The following is a 23,554-nucleotide window of genomic DNA, read 5'->3' on the forward strand; positions in this document are numbered from 1 at the left end:
CGTCTCCTCGCTATCTCATCGCCAGCTGAAGGCCGGCGGGAAGGTCCGGCCGGTCACCTCTTCGCGGGCGGCCACGCAGAAGGCGCGGATCGCGGCGCGGACCGGCTCGGTCTCCTGACCCAGGACCTTGAAGATGAGCCCCGCGTCGTTCGGCAGCCGACTGACGGCGCTGGCCAGGGGGGTCTGCTCGTCCCAGACCGGTGTCGACGTCCGGTCGAAGACCCGTGCCGCCCGGTCGGGGTCGGTGAGCAGCACGACGTTGCCGAAGATGTGGAAGCGGTCCATGACACCGACCCGCGCCACGTCGAACTGCCCCGGGGCCGCCACGAACTTCTCCACGAACAGTTGCCGACCGTCGGGGCGCTCGCCGCGCAGTGAGGAGGAGTAGAGGTCGTAGGCGAAGAGTTCGCCGTCGCGGTAGTACTTGCGGCCGGGTTGCAGGACCTCGGCGTAGAGCATGGTGGCGCTCTCCGCGAGCCGCACCCGGGTGTCGGTGACGAACCGGCTGGCCCGGTACGGGATCACCGGCTCCGGGAGGTATTCGAGGTAGGTCTCCTCGGCCAGGGTGAACGTCTGGATCTGCGAGCCGTAGTTCGCGTCCATCTCCTGGATCTTGGTAGCGGACTGGGTCACCAGGTGCGCCTGGCTGCCGGGGGCCAGGGAGACGTCCATCCGCAGGCGGTCGCCCTGGAGCACACCGCCGGAGGTGGTGAGGATCATGACGCAGGGCAGCTCGGGCATCTCCTCGTCCCAGTAGAGCGCCCGTTGGACCAGCAGCGGTGACTGCCGGTAGAGATCGCGCAGGATCGTCCGGTCCCCACGCCGCTCGAACCCGAGGCGCAGGATGCCGACCTTGCCGTTGGACGCGGCGGGCAGCTGGGCCGGTTGGTCCTGGTACGGCTCCAGCTCCCGCGCACTGTCCAGTGTGATCATGCGACCACTTCGGCGTCGAAGAGCGCGTTGCGGCGGATCAGCGAGACGAGCTCGTCGATGCCCTCGCCGGTCTTGCAGTTGGTGAACACGACCGGCTTGCCGTTGCGCATCATGTCCGCGTCGCGCGCCATGACACCGAGGTCGGCGTCCACGTACGGCGCCAGGTCGGTTTTGTTGATCACGAGGATGTCGGACTTGGAGATCCCCGGGCCGTTCTTGCGCGGGATCTTGTCTCCGGCGGCGACGTCGATGACGTAGATGAAGTAGTCGACCAGGGCGGGGCTGAACGTCAGGGTGAGGTTGTCGCCGCCGCTCTCGATGAGGACCACGTCGGTGTCCGGGAACCGGGACTCCATGTCCTCCACGGCGGCCAGGTTCATGCTCGGGTCCTCGCGTACGGCCGTGTGCGGGCACGCCCCGGTCTCCACACCGAGGATCCGTTCCTCGACCAGGACGCCGGTCAGGGCGCGTCGGACGTGCTTCGCGTCCTCCGTGGTGACGACGTCGTTGGTGATCACCAGGACCCGCAGTCCGTTGTCCACGAAACGGGGCACGACAGCCTCGATGATCGCGGTCTTGCCGCTGCCCACCGGGCCGCCGACGCCGATACGACTTGCCGACTTCATGCTGTGACCAGTCCTTCTGGGAGACGTTTCAGGTGCGAAAGATGTGGGTGTTCGGCGCTCAGCTCATGAACATCCGCACGTGGACGTGCTGGTGCGCGGCGGACAGGACGTCGAGGTGCGGCCCGAAGGTCTGCATGTCCTCCAGGTCCGCCGTGCGGATGTCCTGGTAGTCGTCGGTGACCTTCTCGTTGACCGCGAAGAGGATCGACTGCGCGTCGAGGTGGTCGACCCGCATCAGCCGGATGGCGGCGCTGAGCACCGTCGACGCCGCGCCGTACTGGTGGGCCGCGAAGGCGTCCTCCTCGGGCACCCCGAGGTCGGCGAAGCACACCCCGAGCGCGACCGGATAGGTGACCGGCGCGCCGGCCACGGACTCGCTGAGCCGCTTCTTGAGCAGCGTCTCACCGACGATCCGGGTCGCGGCTTCGGCCAGCTTGCGCCCCATCCGTACGGACATGATCCGCATCTCTTCGTTGATCTTGCGCTGGTGGACGGCCTCGTCCGCGCACCGGATCCGGTCCAGGTCACCGGCGGTGGCGGCACGGTGCCCGACGAGCAGGGCGACACCGTCCCCGGTGGCGGCGAGCCGGGTGACCGTCCGGACGTAGTCCTGAAGGGTCGTCCGGTCGTGGACGACGCCGTGCTCGACGGCCATCTCCAGGCCGCTGGAGAAGGAGAAGGCACCGACCGGGAAGACCGAGTCGCCGAACTGCAACAGCTTCAGGGTTTCGGGCATGGTACGCACTCCGGCCCCCGCTCAGTTGAGGTCGGCGGGCAGATGGGAGTGCGGCGTCGAGTCGGCGCCACCGAACAACCGCCGCGACTCGTGCGGCGCGAGATACGCGATGATCTCGGTGCCGGGGACGAACTCGTGGGTGATCCCGGTGAACGCGTGCGTCCGCATCACCGAGTCCATGACCTTGCGGTCCACGGTCAGCGGGACGTACATCTTGGTGCCCTTGACCACGGCCGGCCAGTGCTGGTTGCCGATGGCGTGACCGAGTTCGACGGCCGAGCGGATCAGCAGTTCGGCCGACTCGCCGCGCAACTGGTCGAGGTGGACCACCATCACCTCGCCCAACTGCACCCGGGCCACCACCGCCGTGGCGGTCAGGTCGTCCCAGGCGAGGACGTCACCGTCGCGCAGCCGGACGCCACGCGCGAGCGCGACCGACAGCTCCGCGCCGTTACTGGTCATCTTGCGGATGCGGCTCTTCTGGGCGTCCCACTGGTCGAGGACCAGGTCGTCGATGCGCGCTTCCTTCAGCCGGAGCGTCCAGTCCGGCTCGTTCATGTTGCCCAGCACCGTCTCGACGAGCACGGGCCTCTCCTATCGGTCGGTGTGTGCCGGGGACCGGGCAGGTGCGCCACGGTCCCGGCGGTGTCAGCTGAAGAAGTAGAGCTGGCCCAGGGGCAGGTTCCGGGCCGGCGGCACGGTCGCGTGGACGCCGTCCATCGTCACGGCGAAGGTCTCCGGGTCGACCTCGAGCTTGGGGGTCCGGTCGTTGCGGACCATGTCGCGCTTGGTGAGACTCCGGGTCCGGTACACCGGCATGACCTGCCGTTGCAGGCCCAACTGCTCGGCGATGCCCGCCTCGTGCGCGGCGCGGGACACGAAGGTCACGCAGTTGCGGGCGAGCTGGCTGCCCATCGCGCCGAAGGACGGCCGGTAGTAGACCGGCTGCGGTGTCGGCAGCGAGGCGTTCGGGTCGCCCATGATCGACCAGGCGATCATGCCGCCCTTGAGGACCAGCTTCGGCTTAGTACCGAAGAAGGCCGGCTCCCAGAGCACCAGGTCGGCCATCTTGCCCGGTGTCACCGACCCCAGCACGTGCGAGATCCCCTGGGTGATCGCCGGGTTGATGGTCATCTTGGCGACGTATCGCAGCACCCGGAAGTTGTCGTTGGCGCTGGAGTCCTCGGCGAGCTTGCCGCGCACGATCTTCATCTGCCCGGCGAGCTGGATGGTCCGCAGCCACGTCTCGCCGACGCGTCCCATCGCCTGCGAGTCGCTCTGCATCATCGAGATGACGCCCTCGTCGAGCAGGACGTCCTCGGCCGCGATCGTCTCGGTCCGGATCCGGCTCTCGACGAAGGCCACGTCGGAGGGGACCTTGGGGTTGAAGTTGTGGCAAACCATGATCATGTCGTACAGCTCGGACTGGCTGTTGATGCCGTACGGCACCGTCGGCGTGGTCGAGCTCGGCAGCACGTTCATCTGGCTGGCGACCTTGATGACGTCCGGCGCGTGCCCACCGCCGGCACCCTCCGTGTGGAAGGTGTGGATCGTCCGGCCCTCGAACGCCGCGACGGAGTCCTCCAGGTAGCCGCTCTCGTTAAGGGTGTCCGTGTGGATGCTGACCTGCACGTCGAACTCGTCGGCGACGTCCAGGCAGGCGCGGATCACCGCGGGCGGCGAACCCCAGTCCTCATGGATCTTGAAGCTCGGCGCGCCGGCCATGATCTGCTCGACCAGGGGGGCGCGACCGGTGCTGTTGCCCTTCGCCATCAGTCCGATGTTGATCGGGATGCTCTCGAAGGCCCGCATCATCGCCTGGATGTTCCACGGGCCGGGGGTGATGGTGACGCCGTTTGTGCTGTCCGTCGGGCCGGTGCCGCCACCCCAGAGGGTGGTCACGCCGTTGCTCAGGGCCGCCTGCGCCTGGAACGGCGTCACCAGGTGCACGTGCGTGTCGATGCCGCCGGCGGTCAGGATGAGGTGCTCACCGGAGATGGCCTCGGTGCCCGGCCCGGTGATCAACTCGGGGGTGACCCCGTCCATGATGTTCGGGTTGCCGGCCTTGCCGATGCCGGCGATCTTGCCGTTCTTGACCCCGACGTCGGCCTTGACCACACCGAGGATCGCGTCGACGACGGTCACGTTCGTGATGACCAGGTCCAGGCCACCCTCGGCGTTGGTGTACTGGTTGTGCACGCCCATGCCGTCGCGCAGCGTCTTGCCACCGCCGTACATGACCTCGTCGCCGAGGACGCGCAGGTCCTTCTCGATCTCGATGTAGAGGTCGGTGTCACCCAACCGGATCTGGTCGCCCGTCGTGGGGCCGTACATTCCGGCATACTCTTGCCGCGAAATCTGGCTCATCGAATCATCTCTCCTGCCCGAGGCTGGCAGCCCTTCGGGAATAGTCGATCTACTGCTTCTTGCCCTTGGGGTTGTCCTGCTGCTCCGGGTCGAACTTGAAGCCGCGGGTCTTGGCGTTGTGGATCGCCTCGGTCCGGTCCGGCCGGTAGCTCGGCGCCGACTGGCTGCCGGTCCACCCCTGCACCAGTCCGTTGAACCCGTACACGCGTTGCAGCCCGCCGAAGGGGACGAGCTGCACCGTCTTCTTGTCGCCCGGCTCGAAGCGGATGGAGGTCGTCGCCGGGATGTTCAACCGCTTACCGAAGGCCGCCTCACGATCGAAGGCGAGCATTCGGTTGGTCTCGAAGAAGTGGAAGTGTGAGCCGACCTGGATCGGCCGGTCACCGGTGTTCTGGACGACGATCTCCGTCACCGGTCGACCCTCGTTCAACTCCAGCGGCTGGTCGCTGAGGATGTAGCCGCCGATGGGTCGGAGGTGCTTGGAGTTGGGTCCGGGATGCTGCTTGGTCATTTCTGCTCCGCCTTCCTGGAGACCGCGAATGCGCTGGTACGCCTACTGGATCGGTGAGTGCACGGTGACCAGTCGCGAGCCGTCGGTGAACACCGCCTCGACCTGGAGCATCGGCAGCATGTCCGGCACGCCTGGCATCACGTCGTCGACGCCCAGGACGCTGCGGGAGTCGTTCATGACCTCTTCGACGGTCTTGCCCTCCCGGGCCCCCTCCAGGGCCGCGGCACAGATCACCGCGACAGCCTCGGGGTGGTTCAGCTTGATCCCCCGGGCCTTGCGGGCGTTGGCGACCATGGCCATCGAGAGGATCGTCAGCTTGTCGAATTCCTTCGGTGTCAGATGCACTGTCCTGGTCCTTCATGACTGTCGTTGGGGAGCCGCCAGCCGGGGGGCTCGCCGTGGGAGCGCGGCCAGAACGCGGCTAAAAGCGGGCGATCCGGCTACATGCCTTAATCGGTATGTTTCACGGCAAACCGTACGCTTTTGACCTGCGCCCCGAGTCAGATTTCGGGAAGTGACGGCAACGATCGGACCGCCGCGGCGGCCATCGCTCACCGGGAGCCGCCGCCCGCGCGGTGCGGGTGCTGGGCGCGGCTGTCGGTCTGCCACATCTGCTGGATCTGTTCGAGGGTCTTGCCCTTGGTCTCCGGCAGGTACCGCCAGACGAACAGGAACCCGAGCACGCAGGTGCCGGCGAACAGCGCGAACACGCCGGAGCGCCCCAGGGTGCTGAGCATGGTCAGGAAGAACTGCGTGACGAGGTACTCGGTGCCCCAGTGGGTGGCCGAGGCGATCGCCACGCACCGACCCCGGATGCGACCCGGGAAGATCTCGTTGATGACGGTCCAGGCGGTCGGGCCGATCGACATCGCGTAGAACGCCACGAACATGACCACACCGATCAGCAGGAAGATGCCCGCGTCGCTGGGGTGGTGCCCCGTCGCCCCGGCCGACCCGGCTCCCGGAGGCATCTTCGCGAAGCTGACGCTGACCACCACGAGCGAGACCGCCATGCCGAGCAGCCCCACCAGCAGCAGCGGACGGCGGCCGAGCCGATCCAGGAAGGCGACCGCGACCAGCGTGAACAGCGAGTCGACCCCGCCGATCGCCCAGGTGGTCGCGGCCAACTGCTCACCCGGGGTGTGGAAGCCCGCGGCCGAGAAGATCTCATCGGCGTAGTAGATGATCCCGTTGATGCCGGTCAACTGCTGGAACAGGGCCAGACCCACCCCGAGCACCAGCGGACGTCGCCACTCGTGCGAGAGCACCTCCCGCCAGCCCGCCTTCCCGGCCGAGAGGCTCTGGTCGATGGCGTCCATCCGGTGGGAGACCTTCTGCTCCGGCACGGTCGCCCGCAGCGACGCCTCGGCCCGGCGCTTGTCCCCCCGCCCGAAATACCAGACGGCCGAGTCGGGGATCACGGTGGTGACCAGGGCGAGGGCCAATCCCAGCAGCGCGGCCGCCGCCAGCAGGTAACGCCACGAGGTGCCCGCCTCGAACAGTTCGTCGGCGAGATAGCCGACGAAGATCGCTAACGTGGTGGAGAACTGGTAGATCGCCAGAAGGCTGCCCCGGATCCGTTCCGGCGCGGCCTCCGCCGCGTACATCGGGCCGGCTACCGAGGCCACCCCGATGCCCAGCCCCAGGATCAACCGGGCACCGAACATGACCCCGATCACCGGCGCGAACGCCTGCACGATCGTGCCCACCGCGAACGTGACGGCGGCGACCCGCAGCGCCCCCCGGCGCCCGATCCGGTCCGCGAGGTGACCGCCGAGCAGCGCACCCACCAGCGCGCCCGGGGTCACCCAGCTCGCCGCGATCTCGACGGCGAACGTGTCCGCGTGGAAGGTCTGGCGGATGTCGCGCAGCGCCCCGCTGATGACGCCCTGGTCGTAGCCGAAGAACGCGCCGGAGAGCACGACGATCGAGACGACCGCGACGAGGTTGCGTCTCGGCGGCCTCCCCCGCCCGCGCTTCGCGCCGCTGGCGGTCACGGCCGGCCCCTTTCCCCGCGCGCTGTAGGCGGATCTCGTGCGAGATGCCAACCCGACAGGAAGAGACTAGGGGCGCAATGTCTGCATTGTAGGGAATGCTCCGAATGCGATGTGCCGGTACGTGAACCGGCCCCCGACACCCACAGCGCGGGGGTCGAGGGCCGGCGAGGCGCGGACGGATCAGGTGGCGCTGATCGTGCCGGTCAGCAGCAGCGCGAGGACCAGAGTGCCCAGCGCGACCCGGTACAGCACGAAGACGTACAGGGTGTGGTGGGCGACGTAGCGCAGCAGCCAGGCGATGGCCGCGTAGCCAATGCCGAAGGCGAGCACCGTCGCCACGATCATCTGCGCCACCGAGGGCGCCGACGTGCCCGGGGCGGACGGCTCGAAGACGTCCCCGAGGCTGAACACACCGGACATCACCACCGCCGGGATGGCCAGCAGGAACGAGTACCGCGCCGCCGCCTCTCGGGTCAGGTTGAGCAACAGACCGGCGGTGAGCGTGCCGCCGGAGCGGGACACCCCCGGGATCAGCGCCATGGCCTGGGCGAGACCCATCACCACGCCGTCCTTCATCCGGAAGTTCACCAACGTCCGGGTCTGCCGCCCCCAGTACTCGGCGAACGCCAGCACGAACGCGAACACGATCAGGGTGGTCGCCACCACCCACAGGTTGCGCCCGACCGTCTTGATCTGGTCCTTGAAGAGGAAACCGAACAGCCCGATCGGGATCGAGCCGACGATCACGTACCAGCCCATCCGGTAGTCGAGGCTGGAACGGACCGAGGAGTCCCTGATGCCGACCAGCCACGTCCGGGTGATCCGCCAGATGTCCTTGGCGAAATAGATCAGCACGGCCGCCTCGGTGCCGAGCTGGGTGACCGCGGTGAACGACGCCCCGGCGTCACGGTCGAAGAAGATCGCCGAGGTGATCCGCAGATGCCCCGACGAACTGACCGGCAGGAACTCGGTCAGCCCCTGGACGATGCCCAGGACGATGGCCTCGACCCAGGTCACTCGCCGACTCCCGAGAGGTCCAGTGCCTCGGCGACGGTCCGCAGGGTCTGCACGCCGCTGTCCCGGTCGGCCACGAACAGGGTCACCGACAGCGTGGTGACACCGGCCGCGGCGTAGTCGCGCATCCGCTCGGCGATGCGCTCCTTGGGGCCGAGCAGCGAGGTGCGGTCGATGAACTCCATCGGCACCGCGGCGGCCGCGTCCCGCTGTCGCTTGGCCAGGTACAGGTCCTGCACCTCGCGGGCGGCGTCGCCGTAGCCCATCCGGGTCGCGAGCTGGTTGTAGAAGTTCTGCTGGCGGCTGCCCATCCCGCCGACGTAGAGCGCGGCGTACCAGCGCACCAGCTCGGCGCAGGAGGCCACGTCGTCGCCGACCACCACCGGCACCGAGGGCACCACGTCGAAGCCGGCCAGCTCCTTGCCGACCTTGGCCCGCCCGGCGGCGACCGCGGTGAGGTGCTCGTCGGCGTACTCCGGGGCGTAGAACACGGCCAGCCAGCCGTCGGCGATCTCGCCGGCCAGCTCCAGGTTCTTCGGGCCGACCGCGGCCAGATAGATCGGGATGTGCTCGCGGGGCGGGTGGAAGCCCAGCCGCAACGCCTTGCCGGGGCCGTCGGGCAGCGGCAGCGTGTAGTGCTCGCCGTCGTATGCCACCTCCTTGCGGGCGATGGCCAGCTTGACGATGTCGACGAACTCGCGGGTCCGGCCCAGGGGCTTGGCGAAGCGCACGCCGTGCCAGCCCTCGGAGACCTGTGGGCCGGACACGCCGAGGCCGAGCCGGAACCGGCCGCCGGAGAGCGCGTCGATCGTGGCGGCGGTCATCGCGGTGGCCGCCGGCGTACGGGCCGGGATCTGCATCACCGCGGCGCCCACGTCGATCCGTTCGGTCTGACCGGCCATCCAGGCGAGCATGCTGGGCGAGTCGGAGCCGTAGGCCTCCGCCGCCCACACCACCGAGTAGCCGAGCCGGTCCGCTTCCTGGGCCAGTGCCAGGTGATCGGCCGGTGTGCTCCACGCTGTCTGGTATCCGAGGCTTAGCCCGAGTCGCACTGGTCCTCCCCCATCCGTGGCACAGGTCGCACCAGGTTACGCAATGCCGCTTACGGACCCGATCACCGGCTCACCGCCAAATGATCCCCCGCCGGTGGAGGCACCCGACGCAGGCGGAACCGACAGAACCGGCAGAGTTGACGGGAGCGAGGATATCCGTGGCGGCAGGTTCGAAATAAGGTTCACCCATGCAACAGAGACCGCTCGGCCGAAGCGGGCTGGCGGTTTCGCGGCTCGCGCTCGGCACCATGACCTGGGGTCGGGACACCGACGCCGACGATGCGGCCGCCCAACTGAAGAGTTACCTCGACGCGGGCGGCAACCTGATCGACACCGCCGACGTGTACGGCGACGGCGACGCCGAGTCGGTGATCGGGTCGCTGCTGGGCACCCTCGTGCCCCGCGACGATTTGTTGATCGCCACCAAGGCCGGGTTGCGCCCGGGCAGCGGGCGCCGCCGCGACGGCTCCCGAGGCCACCTGCTGCGCACCCTGGACGCGTCGCTGCGCCGGCTCGGCACCGACCACGTCGACCTGTTCCAGGTGCACGGGTACGACCCGGACACCCCCCTCGAGGAGACCCTGGCCGCGCTGGACCACGCGGTGGCCAGTGGCAAGGTCCGCTACGTCGGGGTGTCGAACTTCGCCGGCTGGCAGACCGCGCGGGCCGCCGCCTGGCAGACCGCCTGGCCGGGCCGCGCGCCGGTGGTCGCCGCCCAGGTGGAATATTCGCTGCTGGAGCGGGGCGTGGAGCGGGAGGTGCTGCCCGCGTGCGGCGCGCTCGGCCTCGGCGTCCTGCCCTGGTCACCGCTGGGTCGAGGGGTGCTCACCGGCAAGTACCGGCACGGCCGGCCGGCCGACTCCCGGGCCGCCTCGCCGCACTTCGAGCGGTTCGTCGCGACGTACCTGGAGCCGCGGTGCTCCAGCATCGTGGAGGCGGTGGCGACCGCGGCGGGCGGCCTGGGCGTGTCGCCGCTGGAGGTGGCGCTGGCCTGGATCCGGGACCGCCCCGGGGTGACCGCGCCGATCCTCGGCGCCCGGACGGTCGGGCAACTGCTGGGTGCCCTCCAGGTGGAGCGGATCACCCTTCCCGAGGAGATCACCACGGCGCTCGACGACGTCTCCGCCGTGCCGGTGGGCTACCCGGAGCGCGACGGCTGACCGGTCGAGCGCCGACGGGCCCGGGCAGCGGCGTCGGTCACCCCCGAGGGGGTGGCGAACAGCCGCTGGGCTGGGCAGCATGGGTGGCATGGACTACGAATACGCGCCGCTGCGGCTGCCGCCGAACGTCGACCGGTTGACCGCCGCGGCGCAGTTGGCGATCCAGGCGGAGTTCTCCGGATGGGAGTTGGCCCGGGTGCGGTTGTTCCGCGACGGGACGCGGCAGGTGGTGCTCCGCCGTCGGCGGGTCAACCAGCCGCAGCCCGGCCTGTCGTACTGACGCGGCCGGACGGGGCGACGGGGCACCGGGGTCCCACCGTGAGCGGTGAGACCCCGGGCAAGCGCGGTCTAGTGCTGGTGGCCGGCGTGGTCGTGGTCGTCGTCGAGCTCCAGGAACGGGTGCTCGTCGAGCCGGCCGACCAGCCGGTCGTCGGCGGCCGGCTGGAACGGGCCGATCGCGTCGTCGTCGTCGAACGACTCCAGGTCGACGGGGGTGCCCACCTCGCTGACCATGACCACCCCGTCGAGGGGCTCCAGCTCGGGCACGTCCAGCGCGCCGAGCGAGCCGTCGCCGCTCTGCAGCAGCTCCAGCACCGCCTCGCCGACACCCTCCACCGGCGCCGGCTCGTCGTCCTCCGGGGTGCCCTCGCGGCGGGCCGCCTCGGCAGCCCGCAGCAGCGCCGAGACGCTCGGCACCCGGTAGTCGCGGCGCTGGCGTACCGAGATCACCCGGGGGTGCGGGTCGCTGGCCTCGGCGCCCTCGCCGCCGCCGAAGCGCTCGTCGGCCTCGTCCGGGTCGATCGAGTCGACGTCCCACGGCGTCACCTCGCCGAACGCGTCGAGCAGCTGCTCGTCGTAGGCGAAGGACGCGTTGTTCAACGCCACGTACGCCTGCCAGACGTCGTCGTCGTCGACGCGGCCCTGCGCGGCGCGTACGGCGGCCAGGTGATGACGGGCCGCTTCGATCACCCGCTCGAGAGCGGCGTCCAGCTCACCGTGCTGGTCGGTCATGTGGGGCAGTCCCTTCACGATGGGGAGGTAACGCGCGGGGTGCGGTTACCGGACACGGCTAGCAGGTGCGCAGGAACCGGTCGAGAACCCGCACGCCGAACTGTAGTCCGTCGACCGGAACGCGCTCGTCGATGCCATGGAACAACGCGGAGAAGTTCAGGTCGGCGGGCAGCCGCAGCGGGGCGAACCCGAAGCAGCGGATGCCGAGCTGGGCGAACGCCTTGGCATCGGTGCCACCCGAGAGCATGTACGGCACCGGCCGGGCGCCCGGGTCCTCGGCGCGCAGCGCCGCCGACATGGCCTCGACCAGGTCGCCGTCGAAGGTGGTCTCCAACGCCGGCTGCCGCTGGATGTACTCGATCGCGATGTCCGGGCCGACCAACTCGCGCAGCTGCCGCTCCAGCAGCTCGGACTGGCCCGGCAGGCTGCGGCAGTCGATGGTGGCGGTGGCCCGGCCGGGGATGACGTTGTCCTTGTAGCCGGCGTCCAGCCGCGTCGGGTTCGCCGTGTTGCGGATGGTCGCGCCGATGATGTTGGCGATCGGGCCGAGCTTGGCGATGGCCGTCTCCGGGTCCTCCGGGTCCAGTTCGACGCCGAGCAGGTCGGAGACCTCCTCCAGGAACGCCCGCACGGTGTCGGTGACCACCACCGGGAAGCGGTGCTGGCCGATCCGGGCCACCGCCTCGGCCAGGGCGGTGACCGCGTTGTCGTCGTGCATCATCGAGCCGTGCCCGGGGCGGCCCTTGGCGTGCAGCCGCAGCCAGTCGATGCCCTTCTCGGCGGTCTCGATGAGGTAGAGCCGCTGGCTGTCGTTGACCGAGTAGGAGAAGCCGCCGACCTCGCCGATCGCCTCGGTGCAGCCGTCGAAGAGGCCCCGGTGGTTGTCCACCAGAAAGCGTGCGCCGTAGTCGCTGCCCGCCTCCTCGTCGGCCGTGTACGCCAGCACGATGTCGCGCGGGGGGCGTACGCCGGTGCGCTGCCAGTGCCGCACCACGGCGAGCACCATCGCGTCGAAGTCCTTCATGTCGATCGCGCCCCGGCCCCACAGGTAGCCGTCGCGCAGCTCACCGGAGAACGGGTCCACCGACCACTCGTCGGCGTCGGCGGGCACCACGTCCAGGTGGCCGTGCACCAGCAGCGCGCCCCGGCTCGGGTCGGTGCCGGGGATGCGGGCCACCACGTTGGCCCGGCCCGGAGCGGCCTCGTGCAGGACCGACTCGACGCCCACCTCGGCGAGCTTCTCCGCCACGTACTCGGCCGCGCGGCGCTCGCCGACGCTGGTGTCGTTGTCCCCCGTGTTGGTGGTGTCGATGCGCAGCAGGTCGCGGCAGAGGTCCACGACCTCTGCGGTGGGGTCCGGTCGTGCGGGGGCGGCGTCGCTCGTCATCGCCCCTTCATACCAGCCCGGGGCGGTCGGCGGGTCGGCGCACCGGCGCGGTGTGGCCCGGCATCCGGGCCGGCGCGGGGACGCGGTGGGGGCGGACATTCAGGTGGGCGGATCCGCGCGACGGTTTCGCGGCGCCCGCGTACGGGTACCGCCGCCCACGACCGCACATCCCCTGTCGGAGCTTCCGCCCGCCAGTCGAGGAGGGCACCATGTCCGCCGTCCCTCTCCCACCGTTGCCGCCCGCGCCCGCACCCGACGAGGGTTACCGGCCCGGTGGCCGCAGCATCGCCGACATCGTGGACCACGAGCACCGGCAACTGCTGGCGCTGCTGGACCAGCTGACCGGTCCCGACGTCACGCCGCAGGACGGGCTGGCGGTGCTCACCGCCGCGCTGTCACGGCACCTGTCGGCCGAGGAGCAGTACCTGCTGCCGGCGGTGCGGGCGGCGCTGCCGGCGCGGGCCGGGCGGGTGGACGCCGAGATCGACGGCGACGCCGGGCTGCTGGCCGCCCTCAAGGGCGTGACCGGCGAGACGCTGCCCGACATCGCCGAGCGGGTCCGCCGGCACGTCGACGGGGTGGGCGCACTCGTCACCGACCTGCGCGCGGTGGCCACCCCGGAGGAGCTGATCCGGCTGGGCAACCGGCTGGAGATCGCCGAGGAGGCGGCGCCGACCCGGCCGCACCCCGGCACCCCGGCCACGCCGCCGTGGAACCGCATCGTCGAGCCGGCGGTGGGCGTGGTGGACAAGGTCCGCGACGCGGTGACCCGCCGACCGACGTACCTGGCGGACCTGCCGGAGCCGCCGCGCGACTGACGTCGGTAGTGCATTCAATCTCACCGATTCGCCTGGACTCTTCCGCAGGCTGCGGCGTGGTCCTACCGTCACCGTATGAACCTGGAGTTGCGCCACCTGCGGGTGGTCTGCGCGATCGCGGAGACAGGGAGCGTGACCAAGGCGGCGTCGGCGCTGGGGCTCGCCCAGCCAGCGCTCACCGCCCAGCTCCAGCGGATCGAACGGACACTGGGCGGGCCGTTGTTCGACCGGGACCGGCGCGGCGCCCGACCCACCGCGCTCGGTGAGCTGGTGCTCGCCCGTGCCCGGGTGCTGCTGCCGGCGATGAAGGGCCTGCAGGACGAGGCGGCCCGCCTGGCCGGTGCCGGCGAGGCGCCACGCGGCTACCGGCTGGGTGGGGTGAACAGCCCGATCCTGGGCCGGTTGGTGCACCGGCTGGCCGCCGAGCAGCCGCCGGCCCAGATCACCACGTACGCGTCCTGGTCGGTGGACGAGCTGGCGCAGCTGGTGGCCGGTGGGCGGCTGGACTTCGCGCTCACCGGGGTGTGCGGTGACGCCACCCCGTCGGCCGAGTTCGGTTTGAGCTGGCGGGAGGTGGCCGTCGACCCGGTGCTGGTGCTGCTGCCCGAAACCCACCCGCTCGCCGAGCGCGACGAGGTGCGCCTGGCGGACCTGCGCCACGAGCAGTGGGTGGCCGCCCCCGGTGACGGCTGTTTCGCCGACTGCTTCGCGACGGCCTGCGCCCGCGCCGGCTTCACCCCCCGCAAGGTGTACGAGACCGACATCCGCGGCTGTGTCGACCTGGTGGACGCCGGTGTGGCGGTGGCCCTGTGTCAGGCGACGTTCCGTCCGGTGGCCGGTCTGGTGACCCGGCGGCTGGCCGGGGTTCCGCTGCGGTGGCGGCTGCTGCTGGGGTGGCACCCCGACTCGCTGGCCGCGCGGGACGCCGCGCTGCTGTTGGCGACGGCCAAGGCGGCGTACACCGACTCGCTGGCGTCGCACCCCACCTACCTGGACTGGCTGGTGCGCAATCCCGGGTTCGGTGTCCGGCAGCCCAGCGGGGTCTGATCCCCACCGGCCGGGTACTTGCTGGTCGGTGGCGGTGCGAACCGCCGCTGTCCGGGTATCTGGCGGGCATGACCGATCTCTACCCGCCCGCCGACGACCGGGAACTGCTCCGTCAGGCGGCCGCCGCGCACACCGCCGCCACCCGAGCGGTGGAGGCGTTCCTGCGCCGGTTGCCGGAGGTGCCCGACCCGGCCGACGTCACCGAGTACGCCAACCTGCTCACCCGGGAGGACCAGACCCGTGGCGAGCGGGACGCCGCCGCCGACGCGGCCGGTCTGACCATCGGCAGCCTGGAGTCCGACCAGGGTCAGTAGCTGGACGCGACGGTGCCGTCCCGGCTCGGGACGGCACCGTCGCGCGTGGCGTCGCTCAGCGTTCGACGAGCGGATCGTGGCCCAGGTCGAGCAGCGAGTGCCGCCACTCGTCGTCGGCGTTGCCGCGCTTGGGCTTGGCGTCCATCAGCTCGCGGATCCGCTCGACCGCCTCCCGCATCACCTCGATGTCCTCCGGGGTGAGGTCGACCTTGCGCTTGTTGAGCACCTTGAGGATCTCCCGGCCGGGTTGGGGCAGGTCTAGGGCCGGATTCGGCCCGAACGACTCCTCTCCGGACCCCCGGGTGAGCAGCCAGGTGCGCAGCTGCTCCGACGGGACGTTGACCTCGGCGTGGAAGTCCTCCCAGAGCACTTCCACCTCGGGGTCGAGCCGCGTGTCGCGTACCATCAGGTCTCCTCTCCGGGCGGCGGCCCGGACGTCTCCGGGTCGTCCTGGTCGGTCTTCGGGTGCAGACCCTCCGCCGGCACCCGCGTTCGGCGGGGGTTCGCGGTCGGCGACGCCAGGATCGGGTCGGGATGTTCCTCGTCGTCCGGAGACTCGGTGGGCGCGTGCGGCTCCTCGGGCTCCGGTCGTCGTTCCGCCGGGCTCATCGTGGATGGGAGGTCGTGGCGGCGGTGTAACCCCGCTCCCCCGCGCCCACGTCGAAGGTGAGCTGCCCGTCGCGGGCGTCCACGACGACCTTCTGGCCGGGCGAGATCGCCGACTCCAGCAGCATCCGGGACAGGTGGTTGTCGACCTCCCGCTGGATCACCCGGCGCAGCGGGCGGGCGCCGAACTCCGGCTGGTAGCCGTGCTCGGCGAGCCAGTCGATGCCGGCCGTGGCGAACTCCACCTGGATGTCCTGGGCGTGCAGCCGGCGGCGAGTGTCCTCCAGCAGCAGCCCGGTGATCTGGCGTAGCTGCTCGGCCTCCAGCCGGCGGAAGATGATGACCTCGTCGATGCGGTTGAGGAACTCCGGTCGGAAGTTCTCCTGGAGGCGGCGCATCAGCCGCTCCCGCAGCTCGTCGCTCTCCTGCTCGCTGCCGGGCGCGCCGGTGCCGAAGCCGACACTGCGCTGGCTGCCCGTGATCAGCTCGGATCCGAGGTTGCTGGTCATGATCAGTACGGTGTTCTTGAAGTTCACCGTCCGGCCCTGACTGTCGGTCAGCCGCCCGTCGTCGAGCACCTGGAGCAGGATGTTGAACACGTCCGGGTGGGCCTTCTCGATCTCGTCGAGCAGCACCACCGCGTACGGTCGGCGGCGCACCGCCTCGGTGAGCTGGCCGGCCTCCTCGTAGCCGACGTACCCGGGTGGGGCGCCGACGAGCCGGCTGACGGTGTGCCGCTCCTGGAACTCACTCATGTCCACCCGGACCATCCGGTCCGCCTCACCGAACAACGCCTCGGCCAGCGCGCGGGCCAGCTCGGTCTTGCCGACGCCGGTGGGGCCGAGGAACAGGAAACTGCCCATCGGCCGGTCCGGGTCGGCCAGCCCGGCGCGGGAGCGGCGAACCGCCTCGGCGACGGCCGTGACCGCGTCGTCCTGGCCGACCACCTTCTCGTGCAGGTGCCCCTCCAGGCGCAGCAGCCGGTCCCGCTCCTCCTCGGTGAGCTGGCTGACCGGGATGCCGGTGGCCCGGGAGACCACCTCGGCGATCTCCTGCGGCCCCACCTCGGGCACCTGCGACGAGATGCCGTCGTCGCCGTTGGCGCGGCGCATCTCCTGCTCCAGCTCGGCGATCCGGTCGCGCAACGACGAGGCCCGTTCGTACTGCTCGTCGGTGACGGCCTGTTCCTTGTCCCGGCGCACCTCGTCGAGTTCCCGTTCCAGCTCCCGCACGTCCGAGGCGGGGGTACGGGTGCGCAGCCGGACCCGGGCGCCGGCCTGGTCGATCAGGTCGATGGCCTTGTCCGGCAGGAACCGGTCGGTGACGTACCGGTCGGACAGTTCGGCGGCGGCGACGAGCGCCTCGTCGGTGAACCGCACCTGGTGGTGCGCCTCGTACCTGTCGCGCAGGCCGCGCAGGATGGCGATGGTGTCGTCCACGCCGGGTTCGGGCACCAGCACCGGCTGGAACCGGCGGGCCAGCGCGGCGTCCTTCTCGATGCTCTTGCGGTACTCGTCGAGGGTGGTCGCGCCGATCACCCGCAGCTCGCCACGGGCCAGCGCGGGCTTGAGCATGTTGGACGCGTCCATCCCGCCCTCGCTGCCGGCGCCGCCGGCCCCGACCAGGGTGTGGATCTCGTCCAGGAAGACGATCAGCTCGTCGCGGTGCGCCCGGATCTCGTCGATCACCTTCTTCAGGCGTTCCTCGAAGTCGCCCCGGTAGCGGGTGCCGGCCACGAGGCCGGCCAGGTCGAGCTGGACCACCCGCTTGCCGAGCAGGGTCTGCGGCACGTCGCCGTCGCAGATCCGCTCGGCCAGGCCCTCGACGATCGCGGTCTTGCCCACCCCGGCCTCGCCGATCAGGACGGGGTTGTTCTTGGTGCGCCGGGACAGGATCTCCACGGCCTGCTCGATCTCGTCGGCCCGCCCGATCACCGGGTCGATCTGGTCGGCGCGGGCCAGGTCGGTGAGATCCTGCCCGTACTGGTCCAGGGTGGGCGTGCCGCGATCCGGTTTCGGGCCGCTCATCGGCCCGCGCTCGGCGTTGGCGGCCTGCAACGACTCGGGCTGGATGCGACCGGCGGCCAGCATCCGCCCGGCTGGCGACTCCGGGTTGAGCGGCAGCGCCATCAGGATGTGCTCGGGGCCGATGTAGTTGGCGCCCATCGCCCGCGACAACTGGTGGGCGTCGAGCAGCGCCCGCTTGGCGGCTGGGGTCAACGACAGGTTGGGCGGCACCTCGCCGCGCGGCGCGCCGTCGCCCTTGCCACCGAGCGCGTTGAGCAGGGTGTCCGGGTCGGCGCCGGCGCGGCTCACCAGGTCCCGCAGGGGTTCGCGTTGCAGCGCCGCCCAGAGCAGGTGGTCGGTGTCCAGGTCGTTGCTCTGCCGTTGCGCGGCCCGCCGGGCCGCGTCGGCCAGCATCTCCCGCGCGTCGGCGGTCATCAGTCGGGTGATGTCGACCCGGTGCGGCGGCCGGCGCCCTCCCTCACCCCGGCCGAAGTACCGGGCCAGGAATTCGTCCCACGGGTCGGAGCCAGCGTCACCGGGTCCCATCATGTCTGTCCTCCGCAGTCGGGCGCGGCATGGTCGGCAGGGGCTACCCGGCACCCGGCCCGACAAACGCCCTCCGGCGGCGGCGCACCGGTGTTGTGGAGTGGCGTCGGTCCGACACCGGCCGGTGGTGGCAGGCTGGCGGCATGAATGAGAACCCGCTACTGATCGTGGACGGCGCCAACGTGGTGGGCTCCCGGCCGAACGGGTGGTGGCGGGACCGGGCCGGGGCCGCCGCCCGGCTGCGGGACTCGCTGGCACCGGTGGCCGCGACCGGCCTGCCCGCCCGGCTGACCGCACCGGTCGAGGTGGTGCTCGTGGTCGAGGGCGCCGCGCGGGACGTGCCCGGCATCGACGACGTCCGGGTGGTCTCGGCCCCGGGTTCGGGCGACGACGCCGTGGTCGAGCTGGTGCAGGCCGCGCCGCAGCGCCGCCGGCTGGTGGTCACCGCCGATCGGGAGCTGCGCGAGCGCGTCACCGCGCTGGGCGCCGAGGTGTACGGCCCACGGTGGCTGCGCGACGCCCCCGCCAACAGTTGAGAAATTCTCGCACTGGGACTCCCACAGAACGGACTCCCGGCACTTCAGGGCGGCAACCGGACAGCCGGGTAGGAACACCACCAGGGCGGAGGTTTTCCCACGATCGCCGATAGGCTCTAATGGAGACCTCCCCGCCCCCAGGAGGTTCCACCGTGGCGAGCGTCGCCGAGCTGAAGGCTGCCATCGATGTCGCCCTCCAACAGATCGGTGACGGGCAGACAGCCGTGCAGGCCGCCGGCGAGAAGCTGTCCGAGGCCCAGCAGACCCTCGCTGGCGCGCTGGAGGGCAGCGGGCACGAGACGGTGGAGGCCGCCCAGGCGTCGCTGACCCAGGCCAGCCAGGAGCTGGAGGAGTGTCTCGCCGCGACACTGGTCGCGGTGGAGCAGGCGCAGCTCTACGTCGCCACCCTGTAGGCCGCCATGTCCATCATCGAGGACGTCGGCGGGCAGGTCCGCGCCGCCAGCGAGGAGTTCCCGGTGGGGCTGCTCGGGCAGGCGCTGGAGAAGTTCGGCCTGGCCGCCGAGCGGCTGCGCTGGGTGCGTCAGGAGTCGGCCAACCCGATGGGAGTCCCCGAACTGTCCGCCGCCACCGAGCACGCCGAGAGCGCCAACTACGCGCTACGGGTGGCACAGGAGCAGCTCTCGGCGTACCTGGCCGCGATCGGGCTGGCCGCCGACGGCGCGCCGCCACCCCGCCCGGAGCAGCGCGCTCCGCGACACGACACGCCGCCGGAGGCCGGGCCGACCACTGTGGCGCCGGAGGCGGCCGAGCAGGTCCGGATGCGCCGCTGGTGGTCGGTGCGGGTGGCGGAGCTGACCGGCGGGCGCGACGGCGGGTCCGACGAGCCCGACGAACGACTGGACGACACCCAGGAGCTGCTGCGTCGGGTGGCGCGCGGCGTCCGCGCCGGTGACCGGGACCGGCTGCGCACCGAGCTGCGCCGGGCGCCCGCCGACGTGGGCCTGGGGATGGCCGCGCTGGCCCCGCCGCTGCTGCGCGAGCTGGCCGGTGAGCTGCTGGGGCATCCGCCGCGCGCCACCGACCTCGCGCGGCTGCGCGGTGAGCTGGACGGGCGCGTTCGCGACCTGCTTCCCGGGCTGCCACCGCCGGTGCTGGAGACACTGCTGACCCGGGTGTGCCGGATGCCTCCGCCGCGGTCGTCCGGGGAGCCCCCGCACGCCGCCGACTCCGCGGTGACCGCTGGTGTGGCCACCGGGCTGCTGCTCGCGCGGCTCGGCCGGGACCTGCCCGCCGGCCCGAAGCCGGCCACCGACGGCCCGCAGCGCGCCGCCGACCCGCAGCCCTACACCGATGGCAAGCAGCCCTACACCGCCGGCAGGCAGGCCGCCGCCGATCCACGGCCAGCGGGTGGCCACCGTCCGGGCGGTGCGCGGCAGGGTCCGGGCGCCTCCGCCGGCAGCGGAGGGCGCCAGCACGCCGCCGGGATGCCGCCGCGGGTCGGCAGCCCCTGGCGGGACGCGCCGGCCCGCCGGGGCTCCGATGGCTGACCGGCGCAGCCAGCTCGCCACCCGGGTCCGGGACACGCTGGCCGAGGCGCTGGGCGCCACCCGTACCCGGCTGTCCGCCGCGCAGGCCGACCTGACCGCCGGGCGGGAGCGGTTGGTCCGGGTCCGCCGGGCGGCCGCCGCCGTGCCGGAGCGGGTGGGCGGTCAGCGGGACCGCCGCCTCGCCGAGATCGACACCCGGTACGCCTCCCGGATCGCCGAGTTGGCCCGCCATGCCGACGACGCCGCCCGGCGGGAGGCCCCCGGCTGCGCGGGCGCCGACTGGCCGGGCTGGCAACCCACTCCCACCCGACGGGCCGAGGCGCCCGGTTCGCTGCGGATCGGCACCGTGCGGATCGACGACGTCGACCCGGTGCCGGCGCTGGTGCCGCTGCTCGACGCCGGGCACGTGCACCTCACCGGGGACGACCGCGCCGGCTGCGACGCGGTCGTGTCCGCGCTGCTGCTGCGGGCTGCCGGCCGCGCCGAGCCGGGCGCGGTCCGGCTGATCGGGTACGACCCGGAGCACCTCGGCGGTGGCCTGGCCGGGTTCGCACCCCTGGGCACGGCGGGGCTGCTCACCTTCGTCGGCCCCGGCGGGCTGGGCTCGCTGCTGGACGACCTGGTCGAGCAGATCCGCCGGATCAACGAGACGGTGCTGGCCGGTGAGCACGGCTCGCTGCGGGAGTTGGCCGCCGCGACCGGCCGCCGGCCCGAGCCGTGGCGGGTGGCGGTGCTGCTCGGCGGCGACGAGCTGAACCGGCACGAGCGCGGGCAACTCGACCGGGTGGTCCGCACCGGGGCCGCCTGCGGGGTGCACCTCGTGGTCCGCGGCGTGCCGCTGGCGGACGACCCGACGGTGAGCCGGGTGGTGGCCGACACGTCGGGCACCCGGATCGGTGGGTCGTCCGGCCTGCCGGTGCGGCTGGACCCGCCGCCACCGGCGGCGCTGGTCACCGAGACCTGCCGGGCGATCGCCGCCCAGGTCAACGCCGGGCCGCCGCCGGCCCCGTTCGACGACCTGCTGCCGCCGCCGGAGCTGATGTGGCGGGAGGACTCGGCGGGCGGCCTCACCGCGCCGATTGGTGCGGGGCCGCAGGGCCGGGCGGTCCGGCTGACGCTGGGTGACTATCCGCCGCACGCCCTCATCGGTGGGCCGTCCGGCACCGGCAAGACCAACCTGATCTTCGCGTGGATCGGCGCCCTCGCCGCCCGCTACTCCCCCGCCGAGCTGGAGTTCTATCTGCTGGACTTCAAGGAGGGGGTGTCCTTCGCCCGGTTCGCGCAGGGCCGGCGGGACCCGAGCTGGCTGCCGCACATGCGGCTGGTCGGGATCAACGTCAACACCGACCGGGAGTTCGGGCTGGCGCTGCTGCGCTTCCTCGCCGAGGAGCTGCGCCGGCGGGCCGACGCGGCCAAGAAGCACGAGGTCACCAAGCTGGCCGAGCTGCGCGAGGTCGACCCGACGGGGCACTGGCCCCGGATCGTCGCGGTGGTCGACGAGTTCCAGATGCTGCTGGCCGGCCGGGACGTGGTCGCCCGGGAGGCGGCCGACCTGCTGGAGGACCTGGCCCGGCGGGGCCGCTCCCAGGGCATCCACCTGGTGCTCGCTTCGCAGGACGTCCGGGGCATCGAGGCGCTGTGGGGCCGTCCGGCGCTGGTCGCCCAGTTCGCGCTGCGCATCGCGCTGCCCAAGGCGTTGCGGATCCTCGCCGAACGCAACGACGCGGCGCAGTCGCTGCCGCGCTGGCACGCCGTGGTCAACGCCGAGTCGGGCATGGTGGAGGGCAACGAGGTCGCCCGGATTCCGGCGGCCAGCGACTGGGACACGTGGAGCGCCCTGCAGCACCGCCTGTGGCGGATGCGCCCACCCGACGCGGCGCCGGCTCGGCTCTTCGACGGCGACGCGATCCCCCGGCTGGCCGAGGCCCCGGATTTCCGGGCGCTCGCCGGGTCACCGGACGGGGGCACGCCCCGCAACCCGGTGGCCCTGCTCGGCGAGATCATCGACGTGCAGGCCCGCTCGGCGGCGCTGCGGCTGCCACGCGCGCCGGGCCGCAACCTCGCGGTGCTGGGCACGCGGGTGGACGAGGCGTGCGCGGTGCTGGACGCGGCGGCCCGGTCACTGGCCCGCCAGCACCCGCCCGGCACCGCCCGGTTCTCCATCGCCTGCCTCGACCCGGACGCCGACCCCGTCGCCCGCGCGCTCTACGACGACCTGGCCGACGACGCCGCCTGGTACGACGAGGAGACCATCGGCGAGCTGATGGCCGAGACGGCCGACGGGCTCACCGGCCCCGGCAGCCCGCACTACCTGCTGCTGTTCGCGGTCGACGCGGCGGCCGGCGCGCTGGCGGCGCGGGCCGGTCGGCGCACCGGCCTGGAGCAGTTGCGCCGGATCCTGCACGACGGGCCGGAGCGGCGGACCCACGTGCTGGCCTGGTGGCGGGGAGTGGCCCGGATGCGCGTCGACCTGGGCGGCCCCGCGGCCCGCACCGACCAGATCGGCGCCTGGGTGGCGCTCGACGCGCACGGCGGCGAGTTGGGGTCGTCGCTCTATCCGGGCACCGGCGGCCCGGACTGGTATCCCCGCCCGTGGCGCGGCCTCTTCTTCGACCGGGCGGTGCACCGCACCGGACAGGTGATCATCCCTTATGGTCCGTCCCGATGAACCAACCGGTGACCAGTGAGACGTACGCGGCGCAGCTACGGCGGTTGGCGGAGCTGACCGCACGGGTACGCGAACAGCGCGCCGAGGCGCACACCTGGTACGAGCGGCAGTGCGCGGCGGCCGAACGCGCCGTCGCCGACGCCGAGGAGCAGGTGCGCCGCGCCGAGGAGGAGCTGGTCGCCGCCCGCGAGGAGCAGGAACGCGTCGACGCCGAGGTGGCGCACCTGTGGCAGCAGGTGCGGGTCCGGCTGGGCGCCCGCCGGCACGCCGGACCACCCGCGCCGGCCAACGGCAGCGGGGCCACCGACCCGGTGCTGCTGCTCCGCCGCGCCCGGGACCTGCTGGACCGGGCGGGTCAGCCGGGTGAGCTTCCCGGTTCGGTCAACCCGCTGCTGGCCCTCTGCGGCGTGGCCGGCGCCGTGCTGGCGTACGCGCTGGGCGCTGGCGCGCGGGCGCTCGGCGTCGGGTACGGCGGTGATCTGGCGGTCGGAATGCCGGTGTTGGCGCTGGTGGTGACCCTGTGCGGGCCGCTGATCGGCCTGGTGCCGGCGCGGGTGCTGGCCGATCGCCGGCACGCGGTGCTCGGGCCCCGCCCGATCATCGTGGTGCTCGGCGCCGGCCTGCTCACCACTGCGGTGCTGCTGGTGCTCGGCCGCTGACGACGATTCAGGCCGAGATCGTCCACATCGGGGTGTCGAATAGCCGACCGCC

General features: G+C 72.0%; 24 protein-coding genes and 1 pseudogene. 10 read left to right on the forward strand and 15 right to left on the reverse strand.

What is annotated here, in order from left to right:
• Positions 1–15 precede the first annotated feature (15 nt).
• From ABZ780_RS20995 to ABZ780_RS21040, 10 genes and pseudogenes are all read right to left on the reverse strand, one after another.
• Positions 16–933, reverse strand: coding sequence for an urease accessory protein UreD (locus ABZ780_RS20995; RefSeq protein ID WP_357487100.1), 918 nt, complete (start codon positions 931–933; stop codon positions 16–18).
• Positions 930–1,559: an urease accessory protein UreG gene (ureG, locus tag ABZ780_RS21000; protein WP_357001528.1), complete on the reverse strand. Its 630-nt coding sequence runs from the start codon at positions 1,557–1,559 to the stop codon at positions 930–932. The genes ABZ780_RS20995 and ureG overlap by 4 nt, the downstream gene beginning before the upstream one ends.
• 58 nt (positions 1,560–1,617) lie before the next feature.
• Positions 1,618–2,295 (reverse strand): urease accessory protein UreF, encoded by a 678-nt coding sequence (locus ABZ780_RS21005; protein ID WP_357487102.1) that lies wholly within the window; start codon positions 2,293–2,295, stop codon positions 1,618–1,620.
• A 21-nt stretch (positions 2,296–2,316) separates the two neighbouring features.
• On the reverse strand, positions 2,317–2,880 hold the full coding sequence (ureE, locus tag ABZ780_RS21010; protein WP_357001534.1) for an urease accessory protein UreE: 564 nt from the start codon (positions 2,878–2,880) through the stop codon (positions 2,317–2,319).
• A gap of 63 nt (positions 2,881–2,943) precedes the next feature.
• Entirely contained in the window at positions 2,944–4,662 is a 1,719-nt protein-coding gene (locus ABZ780_RS21015) for an urease subunit alpha (RefSeq protein WP_357001537.1), read from the reverse strand.
• Between the two features lie 175 nt (positions 4,663–4,837).
• Positions 4,838–5,173, reverse strand: a pseudogene (locus tag ABZ780_RS21020) (urease subunit beta); the annotation flags it as partial.
• 42 nt (positions 5,174–5,215) lie between these two features.
• Positions 5,216–5,518: an urease subunit gamma gene (locus ABZ780_RS21025; RefSeq protein WP_357001540.1), complete on the reverse strand. Its 303-nt coding sequence runs from the start codon at positions 5,516–5,518 to the stop codon at positions 5,216–5,218.
• A gap of 206 nt (positions 5,519–5,724) precedes the next feature.
• Positions 5,725–7,170 carry a sugar porter family MFS transporter gene (locus ABZ780_RS21030; RefSeq protein WP_357001543.1) on the reverse strand — a complete coding sequence of 482 codons (1,446 nt, stop codon included), beginning with the start codon at positions 7,168–7,170 and terminating at the stop codon, positions 5,725–5,727.
• A gap of 180 nt (positions 7,171–7,350) precedes the next feature.
• On the reverse strand, positions 7,351–8,187 hold the full coding sequence (locus ABZ780_RS21035; RefSeq protein ID WP_357001545.1) for an undecaprenyl-diphosphate phosphatase: 837 nt from the start codon (positions 8,185–8,187) through the stop codon (positions 7,351–7,353).
• Positions 8,184–9,236, reverse strand: coding sequence for an LLM class F420-dependent oxidoreductase (locus ABZ780_RS21040; protein ID WP_357001548.1), 1,053 nt, complete (start codon positions 9,234–9,236; stop codon positions 8,184–8,186). The genes ABZ780_RS21035 and ABZ780_RS21040 overlap by 4 nt, the downstream gene beginning before the upstream one ends.
• A gap of 188 nt (positions 9,237–9,424) precedes the next feature.
• Between ABZ780_RS21040 and ABZ780_RS21045 the strand changes: the two genes are divergently transcribed.
• Both ABZ780_RS21045 and ABZ780_RS21050 read left to right on the forward strand, forming a co-directional pair.
• Positions 9,425–10,396 carry an aldo/keto reductase gene (locus ABZ780_RS21045; protein ID WP_357001550.1) on the forward strand — a complete coding sequence of 324 codons (972 nt, stop codon included), beginning with the start codon at positions 9,425–9,427 and terminating at the stop codon, positions 10,394–10,396.
• Between the two features lie 88 nt (positions 10,397–10,484).
• Positions 10,485–10,676, forward strand: a complete 192-nt coding sequence (locus tag ABZ780_RS21050) for a DUF5703 family protein (protein ID WP_053655860.1) — start codon at positions 10,485–10,487, stop codon at positions 10,674–10,676.
• Between the two features lie 68 nt (positions 10,677–10,744).
• Here the strand turns inward: ABZ780_RS21050 and ABZ780_RS21055 are convergent, their stop codons facing one another.
• Positions 10,745–11,407, reverse strand: a complete 663-nt coding sequence (locus tag ABZ780_RS21055) for a hypothetical protein (protein WP_357001552.1) — start codon at positions 11,405–11,407, stop codon at positions 10,745–10,747.
• 58 nt (positions 11,408–11,465) lie between these two features.
• The gene (locus ABZ780_RS21060; protein WP_357001555.1) at positions 11,466–12,794 is read right to left on the reverse strand and encodes a M20/M25/M40 family metallo-hydrolase; all 1,329 of its coding nucleotides are present in this window, start codon (positions 12,792–12,794) and stop codon (positions 11,466–11,468) included.
• Between the two features lie 209 nt (positions 12,795–13,003).
• On the opposite strand from ABZ780_RS21060, the gene ABZ780_RS21065 reads away from it, so the two are divergent.
• The 3 genes from ABZ780_RS21065 (at position 13,004) to ABZ780_RS21075 (ending at position 14,973) form a co-directional block, all read left to right on the forward strand.
• Positions 13,004–13,612, forward strand: a complete 609-nt coding sequence (locus ABZ780_RS21065) for a hemerythrin domain-containing protein (RefSeq protein WP_357001558.1) — start codon at positions 13,004–13,006, stop codon at positions 13,610–13,612.
• Positions 13,613–13,687: 75 nt separating this feature from the next.
• The gene (locus ABZ780_RS21070) at positions 13,688–14,659 is read left to right on the forward strand and encodes a LysR family transcriptional regulator (protein WP_357001561.1); all 972 of its coding nucleotides are present in this window, start codon (positions 13,688–13,690) and stop codon (positions 14,657–14,659) included.
• Positions 14,660–14,727: 68 nt separating this feature from the next.
• On the forward strand, positions 14,728–14,973 hold the full coding sequence (locus ABZ780_RS21075) for a hypothetical protein (protein WP_357001564.1): 246 nt from the start codon (positions 14,728–14,730) through the stop codon (positions 14,971–14,973).
• Positions 14,974–15,028: 55 nt separating this feature from the next.
• Here the strand turns inward: ABZ780_RS21075 and ABZ780_RS21080 are convergent, their stop codons facing one another.
• The 3 genes from ABZ780_RS21080 to ABZ780_RS21090 are packed head-to-tail and all read right to left on the reverse strand — an operon-like array spanning position 15,029 to position 18,134.
• Complete coding sequence (locus ABZ780_RS21080) at positions 15,029–15,379, reverse strand: DUF3140 domain-containing protein (protein WP_357001567.1); 351 nt, start codon at positions 15,377–15,379, stop codon at positions 15,029–15,031.
• Entirely contained in the window at positions 15,379–15,582 is a 204-nt protein-coding gene (locus tag ABZ780_RS21085) for a hypothetical protein (RefSeq protein WP_357001569.1), read from the reverse strand. Before ABZ780_RS21085 ends, ABZ780_RS21080 begins: the two co-directional genes overlap by 1 nt.
• The gene (locus ABZ780_RS21090) at positions 15,579–18,134 is read right to left on the reverse strand and encodes an ATP-dependent Clp protease ATP-binding subunit (protein WP_357001571.1); all 2,556 of its coding nucleotides are present in this window, start codon (positions 18,132–18,134) and stop codon (positions 15,579–15,581) included. The genes ABZ780_RS21085 and ABZ780_RS21090 overlap by 4 nt, the downstream gene beginning before the upstream one ends.
• A 140-nt stretch (positions 18,135–18,274) precedes the next feature.
• Here ABZ780_RS21090 and ABZ780_RS21095 point away from each other — a divergent pair, with 140 nt between their 5' ends.
• The 5 genes from ABZ780_RS21095 (at position 18,275) to ABZ780_RS21115 (ending at position 23,502) form a co-directional block, all read left to right on the forward strand.
• Positions 18,275–18,667 carry a hypothetical protein gene (locus tag ABZ780_RS21095; RefSeq protein WP_357001573.1) on the forward strand — a complete coding sequence of 131 codons (393 nt, stop codon included), beginning with the start codon at positions 18,275–18,277 and terminating at the stop codon, positions 18,665–18,667.
• 152 nt (positions 18,668–18,819) lie between these two features.
• The gene (locus tag ABZ780_RS21100) at positions 18,820–19,080 is read left to right on the forward strand and encodes a hypothetical protein (RefSeq protein ID WP_130400840.1); all 261 of its coding nucleotides are present in this window, start codon (positions 18,820–18,822) and stop codon (positions 19,078–19,080) included.
• Between the two features lie 6 nt (positions 19,081–19,086).
• A complete protein-coding gene (locus tag ABZ780_RS21105) occupies positions 19,087–20,175 on the forward strand; it encodes a hypothetical protein (protein ID WP_357001575.1) in 1,089 nt (362 codons plus the stop codon).
• Positions 20,168–22,843, forward strand: coding sequence for an FtsK/SpoIIIE domain-containing protein (locus tag ABZ780_RS21110; RefSeq protein ID WP_357001577.1), 2,676 nt, complete (start codon positions 20,168–20,170; stop codon positions 22,841–22,843). The genes ABZ780_RS21105 and ABZ780_RS21110 overlap by 8 nt, the downstream gene beginning before the upstream one ends.
• Positions 22,840–23,502, forward strand: a complete 663-nt coding sequence (locus tag ABZ780_RS21115) for a hypothetical protein (RefSeq protein ID WP_357001579.1) — start codon at positions 22,840–22,842, stop codon at positions 23,500–23,502. The genes ABZ780_RS21110 and ABZ780_RS21115 overlap by 4 nt, the downstream gene beginning before the upstream one ends.
• Positions 23,503–23,554 lie beyond the last annotated feature (52 nt).

It is taken from the genome of Micromonospora sp. NPDC047467, from assembly GCF_040643095.1.
In the GTDB taxonomy this organism is placed as follows: Bacteria; Actinomycetota; Actinomycetes; order Mycobacteriales; family Micromonosporaceae; genus Micromonospora.